The organism is Sphingobium sp. B7D2B (genome assembly GCF_025961895.1).
Classification (GTDB): Bacteria; Pseudomonadota; Alphaproteobacteria; order Sphingomonadales; family Sphingomonadaceae; genus Sphingobium.
In genome coordinates, this window is sequence record NZ_JAOQOM010000001.1 from 3,184,927 (window position 1) to 3,197,653 (window position 12,727).

General features: G+C 66.0%; 14 protein-coding genes and 1 pseudogene. 8 read left to right on the top strand and 7 right to left on the bottom strand.

Annotation, left to right across the window (positions count from 1 at the left end):
* Window positions 1–59 precede the first annotated feature (59 nt).
* Entirely contained in the window at window positions 60–1,103 is a 1,044-nt protein-coding gene (locus M2341_RS14720) for an aspartate-semialdehyde dehydrogenase (RefSeq protein WP_181560608.1), read from the top strand.
* 54 nt (window positions 1,104–1,157) lie between these two features.
* On the opposite strand, the gene M2341_RS14725 is transcribed toward M2341_RS14720, so the two are convergent.
* Window positions 1,158–1,577: a GNAT family N-acetyltransferase gene (locus M2341_RS14725; protein WP_181560609.1), complete on the bottom strand. Its 420-nt coding sequence runs from the start codon at window positions 1,575–1,577 to the stop codon at window positions 1,158–1,160.
* Window positions 1,578–1,902: 325 nt separating this feature from the next.
* Between M2341_RS14725 and M2341_RS14730 the strand changes: the two are divergent.
* Window positions 1,903–3,327, top strand: a pseudogene (locus M2341_RS14730) (DEAD/DEAH box helicase); the annotation flags it as partial.
* 448 nt (window positions 3,328–3,775) lie between these two features.
* On the opposite strand, the gene M2341_RS14735 reads toward M2341_RS14730, so the two are convergent.
* Window positions 3,776–4,636: a sigma-70 family RNA polymerase sigma factor gene (locus M2341_RS14735; RefSeq protein ID WP_264585744.1), complete on the bottom strand. Its 861-nt coding sequence runs from the start codon at window positions 4,634–4,636 to the stop codon at window positions 3,776–3,778.
* A 17-nt stretch (window positions 4,637–4,653) separates the two neighbouring features.
* Window positions 4,654–5,118, bottom strand: a complete 465-nt coding sequence (locus M2341_RS14740) for a carboxymuconolactone decarboxylase family protein (RefSeq protein WP_264585745.1) — start codon at window positions 5,116–5,118, stop codon at window positions 4,654–4,656.
* A gap of 198 nt (window positions 5,119–5,316) precedes the next feature.
* Between M2341_RS14740 and M2341_RS14745 the strand changes: the two genes are divergently transcribed.
* Together M2341_RS14745 and M2341_RS14750 are read left to right on the top strand one after the other, a co-directional pair.
* On the top strand, window positions 5,317–5,556 hold the full coding sequence (locus M2341_RS14745; RefSeq protein WP_181560613.1) for a DUF2312 domain-containing protein: 240 nt from the start codon (window positions 5,317–5,319) through the stop codon (window positions 5,554–5,556).
* Between the two features lie 65 nt (window positions 5,557–5,621).
* Window positions 5,622–5,951 (top strand): heavy metal-binding domain-containing protein, encoded by a 330-nt coding sequence (locus M2341_RS14750; protein WP_181561513.1) that lies wholly within the window; start codon window positions 5,622–5,624, stop codon window positions 5,949–5,951.
* Window positions 5,952–5,977: 26 nt separating this feature from the next.
* Here M2341_RS14750 and M2341_RS14755 read toward each other — a convergent pair whose 3' ends face one another.
* The 3 genes from M2341_RS14755 to hrcA are packed head-to-tail and all read right to left on the bottom strand — an operon-like array spanning window position 5,978 to window position 7,967.
* Window positions 5,978–6,346, bottom strand: a complete 369-nt coding sequence (locus tag M2341_RS14755; protein WP_264585746.1) for a hypothetical protein — start codon at window positions 6,344–6,346, stop codon at window positions 5,978–5,980.
* 8 nt (window positions 6,347–6,354) lie between these two features.
* Window positions 6,355–6,915, bottom strand: a complete 561-nt coding sequence (grpE, locus tag M2341_RS14760) for a nucleotide exchange factor GrpE (protein WP_413715579.1) — start codon at window positions 6,913–6,915, stop codon at window positions 6,355–6,357.
* A gap of 8 nt (window positions 6,916–6,923) precedes the next feature.
* Window positions 6,924–7,967 carry a heat-inducible transcriptional repressor HrcA gene (hrcA, locus tag M2341_RS14765; RefSeq protein WP_264572305.1) on the bottom strand — a complete coding sequence of 348 codons (1,044 nt, stop codon included), beginning with the start codon at window positions 7,965–7,967 and terminating at the stop codon, window positions 6,924–6,926.
* A gap of 116 nt (window positions 7,968–8,083) precedes the next feature.
* Between hrcA and M2341_RS14770 the strand changes: the two genes are divergently transcribed.
* The 3 genes from M2341_RS14770 (at window position 8,084) to rdgB (ending at window position 10,707) form a co-directional block, all read left to right on the top strand.
* On the top strand, window positions 8,084–9,187 hold the full coding sequence (locus M2341_RS14770; protein ID WP_264585747.1) for an acyltransferase family protein: 1,104 nt from the start codon (window positions 8,084–8,086) through the stop codon (window positions 9,185–9,187).
* Between the two features lie 83 nt (window positions 9,188–9,270).
* A complete protein-coding gene (rph, locus tag M2341_RS14775; RefSeq protein ID WP_264585748.1) occupies window positions 9,271–9,987 on the top strand; it encodes a ribonuclease PH in 717 nt (238 codons plus the stop codon).
* Between the two features lie 96 nt (window positions 9,988–10,083).
* Window positions 10,084–10,707 (top strand): RdgB/HAM1 family non-canonical purine NTP pyrophosphatase, encoded by a 624-nt coding sequence (rdgB, locus tag M2341_RS14780; RefSeq protein WP_264585749.1) that lies wholly within the window; start codon window positions 10,084–10,086, stop codon window positions 10,705–10,707.
* Between the two features lie 15 nt (window positions 10,708–10,722).
* On the opposite strand, the gene M2341_RS14785 is transcribed toward rdgB, so the two are convergent.
* Window positions 10,723–11,319, bottom strand: a complete 597-nt coding sequence (locus tag M2341_RS14785) for a CAP domain-containing protein (protein ID WP_264585750.1) — start codon at window positions 11,317–11,319, stop codon at window positions 10,723–10,725.
* Between the two features lie 180 nt (window positions 11,320–11,499).
* On the opposite strand from M2341_RS14785, the gene hemW reads away from it, so the two are divergent.
* Complete coding sequence (gene hemW / locus M2341_RS14790; RefSeq protein WP_264585751.1) at window positions 11,500–12,651, top strand: radical SAM family heme chaperone HemW; 1,152 nt, start codon at window positions 11,500–11,502, stop codon at window positions 12,649–12,651.
* Window positions 12,652–12,727: the final 76 nt, after the last annotated feature.

Genomic DNA, 12,727 nt, shown 5'->3' on the forward strand with positions numbered 1-12,727 from the left:
GACTTTCCAGACGAAAGCCTGACCGCCGCGTCCTTCAATCAACAGGAAGGAACGTATAGATGGTTGCCCGCTTTTCCCCCGATGCCCGCCTGAATGTCGGCGTGGTCGGCGCCACCGGCCTCGTCGGCTCGATGATGCGCCAGTTGCTCGCCGAGCGCGATTTCCCGGTCGGCACGCTGCGTCTGTTCGCCTCGGCCCGCTCGGCCGGCTCGCAGGTCGAGTTCAAGGGCCAGCAAGTGACGGTGGAAGATGCCGCGACCGCCGACTTCGCCGGGCTCGACATTGTGTTCTTCTCCGCGGGCGGCTCCACCAGCAAGGCGCTGGCGCCCAAGGTTGCCGCAGCCGGCGCCATCGTGGTCGACAACAGCTCGGCCTGGCGTTCCGACCCGGACGTGCCGCTCGTCGTCTCCGAAGTGAACCCGCATGCGCTGGCAAACCTGCCCAAGGGCATCGTCGCCAACCCCAATTGCACGACCATGGCCGCCATGCCCGTGCTCAAGCCGCTGCATGAGGCCGCCGGCCTCAAGCGCCTGATCGTGGCGACCTATCAGGCCGTCTCCGGTGGCGGCATGGAAGGCATCGACGTGCTGGCGCGCCAGATCGCTGCCGTGGGCGACAAGGGCGCCGCGCTCGCCTTCAACGGCAAGGCCGACTTCGTGCCCCAGCCCGAGAAGTGGGCGGTGCCGATCACCAACAACATCGTGCCGCTCAATTATGTGCTGGGTGAGGACGGCTATACCGAGGAAGAGCTGAAGCTGCGCGACGAGAGCCGCAAGATCCTCGAAATTCCCGGCCTGCCCGTCTCCGGCACCTGCGTGCGCGTGCCCGTGTTCACCGGCCACGGCCTCTCCATCAATGCCGAGTTCGAGCGGCCGATCGATGCGGAGACAGCGCTGGCGCTGCTCGGCAAGGCGCCGGGCGTGGTGGTGAGCGATGTGCCCAACGCACTCGACGCGACGGGCGCGGACCCGGTGTTCGTCGGTCGCGTGCGCCCGGACCGCACGGTTGAGCATGGCCTCGCCATGTTCGTCGTCGGCGACAACCTCCGCAAGGGCGCCGCGCTCAATGCCGTGCAGATCGGCGAAGTGCTCGCCGGGCGCTAAAATCCATATCGTGCCTCCCCGGCCGCTGGTCGGGGAGGACATAGAGCGCTGCTCTCAGAGGCGCTTGCTCAGGAAGAAGCGCTGCTGGCCGACGGGATGATCGTCCAGCTTGCCGAACACGCTAAAGCCCAGCTTCTCGTAAAAGCCGCGCGCCTGGAAGGCATAGGTATCCAGCCAGATACCGACACAGCCATGGGCCCGCGCCACCCGCTCTGCCTCGGCCATCAGCGCCTTGCCGTGGCCACCGCCGCGATGCTCCGCCGCGATGGCGAGAAGCTCCACGAACATCCAGTCATAGGAGCATTTGCCCCAGATGCCGCCCACGCGCTCGCCCTGCTCGTCGGTCAGCAGAATGGCGATAGGGCGGATATTCGGATTCCCCGCTTGCGCGATGTTATAGGCCAGCAAGGGTGCGAACACGGCATTGCGGTCGGCCTCGGAGGGCTGCTCGGGCACAGTGATATGAAGAGGCATAGGCTGATTAGTAGGCCGAATGCAGGGCATGGCAAGGGCGACGACCGGCTCGGCTGCGCGTCCGAAATCGCATGCCCACGCGAGCATACTTGCTTTTTCCGCAAACGCCCTCTATGTGCATCGCAGCATTCGGCGCCAGGACTAGTGATCCGGCGCAATCCCGCGCAGCGTGAGGCCCCGCATCTTGCACAAGGGCCGCCGGGACGGACGGATGCGAGAATCGCTCAAGCTTCCTTATTCACGCAGGGTCGCCCGTTTGGAGACCACTGCTGCGCCCGCTCGCGACAGACGCGAGGGCGACGCATGTCATATCGAAAGTCTATTCATGTCTTTTTTCAATGAGCTTGGCCTTGCCGAGCCTATCCTCCGCGCCCTTGAGACCAAGGGTTATGCGGACCCCACGCCGATCCAGCAGCAGGCCATTCCGGCGCTGATGCAGGGCCGCGACCTGCTCGGCATCGCGCAGACCGGCACCGGCAAGACCGCAGCCTTCTCGCTGCCCTCGCTGCACCGGCTGTTCAACAATCCCCAGCCCCGCAAACCGGCCTCCTGCCGGATGCTGGTGCTCTCGCCCACCCGCGAGCTGGCGGCGCAGATCGCCGAGAATATGCGCGGCTATGCCAAGTATCTCAGCCTCAACGTGCAGGTCGTCTTTGGCGGCGTGCCGGTGGGCAAGCAGGCCCGCGCGCTGGTGCCGGGCACCGACATTCTCGTCGCGACGCCGGGCCGACTGCTCGACCTGATCGACCAGCGCGCGCTGACGCTGCGCAATGTCGAGATCTTCGTGCTCGACGAGGCCGACCAGATGATGGACCTGGGCTTCATCAAGCCGCTCACGCAGATCGCCAAGATGCTGCCGGCCGAGCGCCAGAGCCTGTTCTTCTCCGCGACCATGCCGCAGGCGATTGCGGAACTGGGCAAGCGCTTCATCAACGATCCGGTCAAGGTCGAGGTCGCGCCGCAATCCACCACCGCCGAGCGCGTGGAGCAATATGCGACCTTCATCGACCAGAAGGAGAAGCAGGCGCTGCTCACCCTGCGCCTGCGCGATGCCATCGCGTCCGGCGCGCTCGACCGGGCACTGGTCTTCACCCGCACCAAGCATGGCGCGGACCGCGTGGCGCGGCACCTCGTCGCTGCCAAGATCAGCGCGGCGGCCATTCACGGCAACAAGAGCCAGGGCCAGCGCACTGCTGCCTTGCAGGGCTTCCGCACCGGGAGCGTGCAGGTGCTGGTTGCGACCGACATTGCCGCGCGCGGCATCGACGTGTCGGGCGTGAGCCATGTCTTCAACTTCGAGCTGCCCAATGTCGCCGAGCAATATGTCCACCGCATCGGCCGCACGGCCCGTGCCGGCGCCGATGGTATTGCGATGAGCTTCGTCGCGCCGGACGAGAAGCCCTATCTGCGCGACATCGAGAAGCTGACCCGCGTCAAGCTGGCGGTGATGCCGCTGCCCGAGGACTTCGTGGTAGAAGCCCGCCGTCTGCCGCTGCCCTCCAAGGCTGCTGTTGCGGACGCCGTCGGCGATGCCGATGGGCGCCGTCAGGGACGCGGTCAGGGCCAGGGCCGTCGCCCCGACTCGCAGCAGCGCCGTGATCGCCCGGAACGCGGCCGGTCCGACGACCGTCGCGAAGCCGGCGCCGGCGCACCGCGCCATGATGGACGGAGTGAGGGACGCGGCGAGCGCCCAGCCCGCTTCGATCGCGCACCCGGTCAGGATGGCCAGCGCCGGAATGCCGGTGAACGCGGTGAACACCCCTTCCGTGGCGAGCGGGACGGCCAGACCGCCCGCCCGGCGCGCACGCCTCGCGATGGGCAGGACGCCCAGCGCAGCGGCCAGCGCAATCCCGGCGGTCGCTATCATGATGGCCACGCCCCGAACCGCCCCGGCTTCGACCCGCTGGCCCAGCGCCCCGAACCGGCCGCGACCATGGATGCCGAGCGTCTGCCCAAGCGCCTGCGCCCGGTCTACGGTACGGCATCGGGCGAACAGCGCCAGGCGGACACCCGCTCCGAGGGCGATCGTGCCCGCAAGCCGGGCGGCCAGCGTCCGCGCCACTTCGGCGGTGGCCGTCCGCAAGGCAATCCCGGCGGCGGCCGCCGCAGCGGTGCCGGTCGCGCCGGCTGACCGGCCAGCCCGATAAAATTGAGATCCGATGAGGGGGGAGCACTGCTTCCCCCTCACTGCATTCCGCCTAGTGCAAGTGCCGTAGTTTATCGGGATTGCGCACCACATAGATGCCCATGATGCGCCCCGCCTCGATCTCGAAGGCAGTGGTCTGCAACTCGCCATCGGCCTCGCGCGTCACGAAACCCGGCAGGCCATTGATGAGCGCCGTGCGCACAAGCTGCGAGCCATGCCTGCGGAACAGCACCGCCAGCGCCCTGTGCAACAGCAGCACATTGCGTCGCCCGAGAACTGCGGCGACCGCTGCGGAGCGCTTGCCGCCGCCATCGGCCTGCATGCTGACATCGGCGGCCAGCATCGCCCCAAGAGCGGTCATGTCGCCCGTGCGCGATGCCGCAAAGAAGGCGCTCGCGATCTCCAGACCCCGCTGCTTCTCAACCTCGAAGCGCGGCCGCGCCTGCCGCACATGGTCCCGTGCCCGGGCGGCAAGCTGGCGACAGGCCGCCGGCTCGCGATCGATGGTGGCGGCGATTTCCTCGAACGAGACGCCGAACACATCATGCAGCAGGAACGCCGCGCGCTCGAGGGGTGAGAGCCGCTCCAGCGCGAGCATCAGCGGGAGGGTCACATCCTCCTGCTCATCCTCCTCCTCGATGACCGGTTCGGGAAGCCACGGCCCGACATAATGCTCCCGCTGGACCCGCGCCGACCTGATATGGTCGAGGCAAAGCCGCGTGACCGTGCGGCGGAGGAACGCCTCCGGCTCGCGCACTTCGGCACGGTCGACCCGCATCCAGCGGATGAACGCCTCCTGCACCACATCCTCGGCATCGGCCACCGAACCGAGCATCCGGTAGGCGACGCGCACCAGCCGGGGACGCAGCGGATCGAAGCTGATCGCTGCATCCTCCTGCTGATGAGCGGACATGGGATGCCCCGTGCGCATCAGGCCGCCAGCTTGCGGGTCGCCGGCGTTTCGATCCACAGGTTAAAGCCGACCGCGAGGCGGTTCCAGCCATTGATGATGTTGATCAGCAGCGTCAGCTTCACCTGCTCTTCCTCGCTGAACTGGGCCGCGAGCTGTGCATAGGCTTCGTCCTTTCCGCTATGCCCTTCCGACAGACGCGTAAGCGCCTCGGTCCACGCCAGCGCGGCCCGCTCCCGTGCGCTATAGCATGGCGCCTCGCGCCACACCGAGAGCAAGTAGAGGCGCTGCTCGCTCTCGCCCTTTTCACGGGCTTCGGCGGTGTGCATGTTGAGGCAGTTGGCGCACTGGTTGATCTGCGAAGCGCGGGCCTTCACCAGTTCCACGAGCGCAGGCTCCAGGCTGTCGTTGATGGCGAGCGAGGTCGCCATCCATTGCTTGATGAGCGCGGGCGCGGCGGTGAAGGGATCGAGGCGTGCGGTCATGATCGTGTCTCCTGTCCATCGGGTTTGCACAGGCATGACGAGTGAGCGGGCGGCGATTGTGACATGGCGGGAAATTTTTTCTGCCGCCTGCGCAAAGGCTACGCCGTCCGGTGCGATCGATGCCTAGACAGGAAGGGCAGCGGCTGGCTAGGACCGCGCATTCGATTCTGACACATTCCATCCGGAGACCTTGCAGACATGAGCGACAACATCGCCGCCGACCAGTTGCGCCTTCTCATCGAGCGCATCGAGCGCCTCGAAGAAGAAAAGAAGGGCATCTCGGACGACATCAAGGATGTCTATGGCGAAGCCAAGGCAACAGGCTATGATGTCAAGATCATGCGCCAAATCGTCCGCCTACGGAAGCTGCCGCCGCATGATCGCCAGGAGATGGAGGCAATCCTCCAGACCTATCTGGCGGCCCTTGGCATGGAATAAGCCGCACGCGCGGCGAGAGGAGCGGAGAGATGGCCGATAATCCCTGGGGCAATGCCCCGACCGAGATGATCGTCACGACCACCAACAATATCGATGGCCGTACGGTGCAGCGTTATTGCGGCGTGGTGACGGGCGAAGTGATCGTGGGTGCCAATCTCTTCCGCGATCTCTTTGCTAGCGTGCGCGATATCGTCGGCGGGCGGGCCGGCGCCTATGAGGAAGTGCTGAGCCGCGCCCGCGAGGAAGCCATGGCGGAGATGCGCCAGCGCGCCGCCGCGGCCGGTGGCAATGCGATCATCGGCGTGGACCTTGATTATGAAGTGCTCGGCTCGGGCGGATCGATGCTGATGGTCTCGGCCACCGGCACGGCGGTGCTACTCGCGGACCCGGCCTGAATTGACGCCAGCCGAGGCGCCGCCGCTCAAGGCGCAGTGGGCGCCAGCGGCTTGAGCTTTCCGCGATTGAAATCCGGCACCGGAATGGGCGCATCGAGCATGGTCCATTGCGCGCCGACCAGCGCCAGCCAGCTCGTATAGGGATGCCAGTTGCCGTCCCGGCGCTGCTCCCACTGGCAATCAAAGGCACCGGGCGCCTCACTGGTTTCCGCGCAGGTCACGGCGCGCAGATCACCGGCATCCACCTCCCCGCTGCCATGATCCCGCAAGGCCTGCGAGAGCGCGTCCGGACTTGGTGCGGGCGACGCGACAGGCGCCTGCGCCGCCAGCGGCGCCGCGACCGGCAAGGCGAGCGCGACCAGCCCGGTCAGGACCGCCATGGCCGCGCCGCGCATGACGCCTGTTACTCCGCCGCCTTGGCCACGCCGACCAGAGCCGGGCGCAGCAGGCGATCCTTGATCATGTAGCCGGCCTGCATCTCCTGCACAATGGTGCCGGGCGCAGCCTCTGCCGAGGGCATCTCGATCATCGCCTGATGCTTGTTGGGATCGAGCGGCTCGCCCACCGAGGTGAACTTCTCCACGCCGTGCTTGCGCAGCGCGCTCTCCATCTCCTTGCCGGTGGCATCGAGGCCCGCGATCAGGCCTTTCACCTTCTCGTCCGCGCGCAGCTCGGCCGGAATGGCCTCCAGCGCGCGGCTGAGATTGTCGGCCACGGAAAGAATGTCGCGGGCGAAGGCGGTCGCGGCATAGGCGCGGGTATCGGCCAGTTCCTTCTCCAGCCGGCGACGGACATTCTGGGTATCCGCGACGGCGTAGAGCGTCTCCTGCTTGGCGTTGGCCAGCTCTTCCTCCAGCGCGGCGATACGCGCGGCGGCGATCTCCTCACGGCTCAGCGTCTCGCCCGCGCCCTCGGCGATGTCAGCGGCCAGGGTCTCATTCTCATTGTTGGTCTGGTCAGTCATGTCTTCCGTCATTTCATCAATCTGCTGAGGGTCTGTGCGGTGAAGTCCACCATGGGGACGACGCGGGCATAGTTCAACCGGGTTGGGCCGATCACACCGACCACGCCGACCACCTGCCCGCCGGGTCCGCGATATGGCGCTGCTATGACCGAAGAGCCGCTCAGGGAAAAGAGCTTGTTCTCCGAGCCGATGAAGATCTTGGTCGCGGCGCCGGCGCGAGCGCTGTCCAGCAGGCGGGCGATCTCGCTCTTGCCCTCCAGCTCGTCCAGCAACTGGCGCACGCGCTCGAGATCAGCAGCGGATTGCTCGTCGAGCAGATTGGCTTGGCCGCGCACGATGAGCACGGGCCGGTCCTCGGTATCGCGACTCCACGCTGCCACGCCCCGCGCGACCAAATGGCGCGAAGCCTCATCAAGCGCCGTTTCCTCCGCTTCGATCTGTCCGCTGAGCCAGGCCTGCACCTCGCTCAGCGTGCGGCCGGTGGCGTGGGCGGAGAGATAATTGGCCGCTTCCACGAGCATCGATGGCGTCGTGCCCGGCGGCAGATCGACAATGCGGTTCTCGACGGTGCCATCCTGCCCGACCAGCACGGCCAGCGCCTGCCGGTCCGAAAGCCAGGCAAAACCGAACTGCTTGAGCAGCGTCTCGCGGCGCGGAACCATCACCAGCCCGGCGCAGGCAGACAGGCCCGAGAGCAGAGCCGAGGCGGCGTTGAGTGCTTCCTCGATCGGCCCTTCCCCGGTCAGCTGCCGCTCGATGGCGCGCTTCTCGTCCTCGGAGGGCTCGGCGACCTGCATCATGGCGTCCACGAACAGACGCAGGCCGGATTCGGTCGGCATCCGCCCCGCCGAGGTGTGCGGCGCAGCGAGCAACCCCGCTTCCTCGAGATCCTGCATCACATTGCGGATCGACGCCGGCGAGAGATTGAGCCCGCTCAACCGGCTGATCGTGCGCGAGCCGACCGGCGCCCCGGTGCCGATGTAGGATTCCACGACGACGCGAAAGATATCGCGCGCGCGATCGCTCAAAAGGTTGATGGGCGGGCCGGACATGCCCTGTATGTAGGACGGCGCGCGGCGCTGGCCAAGCGTCCTGTCTTCGGGCCTCTTTTCTTGATTTTAAGGTTGTTTCCGTCTCAGAGACATTCAACTCCGCACACAGGTTTTCCATGCAGCGCCGCCACATCCAATCGCATACTGCTCTTCGCGGGATCGCGGCTTTGCTCGTGGTCTTGTATCACCTGCAGTTCGGCGCCGACTTTCGGTTCAGCTGGGAGCAATCCACACCCTTTTTCACAAAGGGATATCTGTGGGTGGATCTCTTCTTCATCCTCTCGGGCTTCGTTATTGCCTATTCAACACAGGCTGAAACGCGTCACACATTCCCATGGCCGGAGGTAAAGCGTTTCTGGCGTGCGCGATTTGCGCGCATCTATCCGCTGCACCTCTTCTGCCTCCTTCTGATGGCCGGCATCCAAACGAGCATTCTGACTCTGAGTTCGATGGCCGGAAAGGACTATGGTGACCCCGACCTGTGGCGCGGGGACTCGTTGCTGAACTTCGTGGAGCAACTGTTCCTTCTGAATGCCTGGGGCCTCACCGGCCGGATCGGATGGAACATCCCGAGCTGGTCCATCAGCGCAGAAGCCTTTGCCTATCTGCTCTTCCCAGCCCTCGCCTTGTTTTTGGCGCGCGGCGGGAAATATTGTGTCGCGGCGCACCTTGCCGGTTCCGCTGCATTCTATGCCTATGTCGCGCTGACGAGCGGGAACCTCGATATTGTCAAAGGCCTGGCCATCGCGCGCTGTCTGGCCGGCTTTTCCCTCGGCATGATCCTGTATTGGCAGAGATCAGCGTTCGATCATCTCTCTAGCGGCACCCTCGGACTGCTCCAGTTGATCGGCCTGGCGCTCATATCTGCGCCTCTGATCGCCGGGCTGAACGACGTGATCGCGATCCCCGGCTTCTTCCTTCTGGTCGCCGCAACATGGCCCGACCGTGGTGCGTTGCCGAGACTTCTGGCCCGACCGTTCTTTCAGTGGCTGGGCGAAATCTCCTATTCCATTTACCTCACCCACGTCGTTCTGCTGGGGCCGTGGCGCCTGATTGTCCCACCCATCACGGAACGCCTGCACATAGGGGACGCAATGGCGCGCGTGATCCTGATTGGTGGCGGTGTCCCGATGATCCTGCTTGCCTCCACCCTCACCTTCGTCTTCATCGAGCAGCCCGCTCGCGCGGCGCTGAACCGGAAATCGGCGCATTCATCATGATCCGGTGCAGGCACGACCTTGCGCCTTGGTCCTGTGCTGATAAAGCCGGTCACCATCTTCCCAACCCGAAAGGCACTCAATCTATGCGCCCATCCGGCCGCGCCCCCGACGAAATGCGCACGATCGCCATGGAACCCGGCTTTACCGTTCATGCCGAAGGCAGCTGTCTCGTTTCCTTTGGCGATACGCGGGTGCTCTGCACGGCGAGCGTAGAAGAGCGGGTGCCGCCGTTTCTGCGCGGCAAGGGCGAAGGCTGGGTGACGGCGGAATATGGCATGCTCCCCCGTGCCACGCACACGCGTGGGTCACGCGAGGCAGCCAAGGGCAAGCAGTCCGGCCGCACGCAGGAAATCCAGCGGCTGATCGGCCGCTCGCTCCGGGCGGTGGTGGACCTCAAGGCACTCGGCGAGCGGCAGATCACGCTCGATTGCGACGTAATCCAGGCCGATGGCGGCACCCGCACCGCCAGCATCTCCGGCGCCTGGGTGGCGCTGCGGATCGCGGTCGACAAGCTGCTCGCCAGCGGCGCGCTGACCACCGATCCGATCCAGGCCAAGGTGGCGGCGGTTTCTTGCGGCATCTATCAGGGCAATCCGGTGCTCGACCTCGATTATATCGAGGACAGCAATGCCCATGCCGACGCCAATTTCGTGCTGCTCTCCAACGGCAACATTGCCGAGGCGCAGGCGACGGCGGAAGGCGCGACCTATGACGAGGAAGCGCTGCTGCGGCTGCTGCGCCTTGCGCGCATCGGCTGCACCCAGATCTTCGCCGCGCAGGACCGCGCCACGGGGCGGTGAGTTACCTCCCGTTCGTGTCGAGCGAAGTCGAAACACGGAAGGACTGTGCTGGACGTGTCTCGACTTCGCTCGACACGAACGGAAAGAGAGCGCTGAATGAACCGCAAACTCACACCCGGCAAGCTCGTCATCGCGAGCCACAATGAAGGCAAGGTGCGTGAGATCAGCGCGCTGCTCGGGCCTTACGGCATGGCGCCGGTGTCTGCCGGATCGCTCGGCCTGCCCGAGCCGGAGGAGACCGGCACCACCTTCGCGGAAAACGCCGCCCTCAAGGCGCTCGCCTCCGCCACCGCCTCCGGCCTGCCCGCGCTGGCCGATGACAGCGGCCTCGATGTGGCGGCGCTGGGTGGAAGACCCGGCGTCTACACCGCCGACTGGGCGGAGCGGCAATGGTTCGAGGGCGAGCCCGGGCGCGACTGGTATATGGCGATGGGCAAGGTCGAAGGCCTGCTCTGCGCGCAAGGCCCGCAGGTGGACCGCAGCGCGGCCTTCGTCTGCACGCTCTGCCTCGCCTGGCCGGATGGCGAGACCGTTTTATTCGAGGGCCGCGTCGCCGGCAGTCTCGTCTGGCCGCCGCGCGGCGCGCAGGGCTTCGGCTATGATCCGGTGTTCCTGCCGACCGGGGCGACGCAGACCTTTGGCGAGATGTCCATCGAGGCCAAGCAGGCGGTCAGCCACCGCGCCCGCGCATTCGAGCAACTGGTCACTGCGCTGTTCTGAAAGGACGCCCCGCGCTCAGCGCCCCGCGTAATCGACCGACGCGCGGTGCCCGTAGACATTGCCCGCCGGATCGTAGCGGCACACCAGCACGTCCAGCGTCGCCGTGGGGTGGAGCGCGCAGCCGACGCGGCGCGTGCCGGCCCAGATGATCTGTGAATAATGGCCAACATCCGCCCAATTGCCGCTGCGCGAAATATCCGGCACCGGCGCATCCAGGTAGAGCGCGCGCTCTTCCAGCCAGCTTTCCGCCATTTCCTCATAGGCATAGGCATCGCGGGTGCCGGCCCACAGATTCTCGCCATAGTGGCCCGCGCCGCCGGATTTGTGATGGGCCGCAATCGGGTCCGGCTCCTGCGCCAGCCGGGTAGCACTCTGCGCCGCATCGGCTGCGAGTTCATCGCTCCACGCCAGTTTCGGCACGCCGCGCGCGGCGCGTTCGCCATTGTGAGCACCCAGCATGATATCGCGGAAATGCGCCGCATCGCGCGGCATGGCAGCAGAAGGCGCATCGCCAGCCAGCACGGGCGCCGGCGTCAGGGTGCAGAGCACGAGCAGGCCCATCGCCGCCCGCATACGCCGTCGCACCACTTCTCGCCCTTTGCCCGCGTCCATGTGCGTCCGCCGTTCCCCCCTGCGGTTCCGGTGTGGAACCTAGCTCAGTATGAACGGTTGGGAAAACATTTTCTTCACCAATAAATTGCGTTAAATCATTGTTAATTCATATTTAACTATTGAGCCGTGTCTTATTCGCCATGGGCTGACTTTGGCGCGCAGTCCGCTATAGCGGCGGCCATGGCCTCTCCCGCGCCGCTTGCCCTCTATATCCACTGGCCGTTCTGCGTGGCCAAATGCCCCTATTGCGACTTCAACAGCCATGTCCGCGATACGGTGGATCAGGAAGCGTGGCGCGCCGCGCTGCTGGCCGATCTGGCCCATGAAGCCGCGCTGCTGCCGGGGCGGACGCTGGGCAGCATTTTCTTCGGCGGCGGCACGCCCTCGCTGATGCCCCCCCAGACGGTGGCCGCCCTGATCGATGCGGCGACCGGCTACTGGGCGGTCGCGGACGACATCGAGATCACCATGGAGGCCAATCCGAACAGCGCCGAGGCCGCGCGGTTCGCGCAGGTGGCCTCTGCCGGCGTCAACCGCCTTTCGCTGGGCCTGCAGGCACTGGACGATCATGCCTTGCGCTTTTTGGGGCGGGCGCACGGCGTGGACGAAGGCCTCAAAGCGCTGGCGGCCGCGCAGGCTTGCGTGCCGCGCGTCAGCCTCGACCTCATTTATGCGCGCCCCGGCCAGAGCGAGGCAGACTGGGAGCGCGAACTGGCCCGCGCGCTCAGCTTCGGCACCGACCATCTCTCGCTCTATCAACTGACCATCGAGCCCGGCACGCGGTTCGAAACCGACGTGCGCCGGGGCACGCTGGTGCCCGCCGATGCGGACCATGCCGCCACGCTGTTCGAGCTGACACAAGCCATGACGCTGGCGGCCCGCCGCCCGGCCTATGAAGTCTCCAACCATGCCGCGCCGGGGCAGGAGAGCCGGCACAACTTCGCTTACTGGCGTTATGCCGATTATGCCGGCGTTGGCCCCGGCGCGCATGGTCGGCGCGACGGCATGGCCACCGTGCGTCACCGCAAGCCCGAGAATTGGTTGGCAGCGCTGGACCGCAATGGCCATGGCCTCGCCGAGGAGCGTGTGCTCCCCGCCAGCGAACAGGCGGCCGAAGCGCTGATGATGGGCCTGCGCCTTGCCGAGGGGGTGGATCTGGCCGCCCTCAGCCAGCGCACCGAGCTTGATCGATCAGCATTGGTGGACGAGCAGGCCATTGCAAAGCTGGCCGGCCATGGCTTGCTCAAGCAGACCAGTGAACGCCTACGCGTCACCCCGGCCGGAATGCTGCTGCTCGATGCCATTCTAGCGGACATCGTGGTGGCAGGCTGAGGCGACCACGCCCCGCCTTCATTAACCATTCGACCATTTGGGTTAACTCGAGGATAATGGCCACAGTCCTTCCCAC